The following is a 544-nucleotide window of genomic DNA, read 5'->3' as shown; positions in this document are numbered from 1 at the left end:
TTGCAGCATTAAGTGCAAGTAGATTAATTTGTTCTGCAATGTCTCTAATCATAGTAATAACATTTTTAATATCTTCTCCGTTTTTAATAACTTCGTTTGATTTTTGATTTACTGCATGCATAGATGCACTCATCTCTTCTACTGCTGCTGCACTTTCTTGTAAGCTACTTGCTTGCTTTCTTGCACCTTCGTTTATATCACTAACACTTGTTTTTAGTATTTTAGATTTATCTTGTAGGTTTCTTGCAGTTTCAAGATTTGTTTTTAACATATCTCTTATTTGCTTACCTAACATATTAGTTGCAAGTTCTACTCTACCTTTAGCATTTTTTATTTCATTTCTAAAGTCGTTTTGGCTATATTCATCAAATATCTTTTCAATTGAGTTTGTATTAGCTCCAACTTTTTCTTCTAAAGTATCAAGCATTTTATTTAAGACATTTTTTAATTCAATTAATTGTGGATTTGCAGGATTTAGAGTAATTCTTGCTTTTAAATCTCCGCTTTCAATTGCTGCTGCTGTTTGAACGCTTTGTTCTACTGC

Annotated in this window: 1 pseudogene; it reads right to left on the bottom strand. The window is 30.5% G+C overall.

The features are described from left to right. Positions 1-544 (bottom strand): annotated as a pseudogene (locus AVBRAN9333_RS09445) (methyl-accepting chemotaxis protein); the annotation flags it as partial.

This window comes from Campylobacter sp. RM9333, from assembly GCF_020137705.1.
Taxonomy (GTDB): domain Bacteria; phylum Campylobacterota; class Campylobacteria; order Campylobacterales; family Campylobacteraceae; genus Campylobacter_E.
This window is presented reverse-complemented; position numbering and strand designations above follow the sequence as displayed.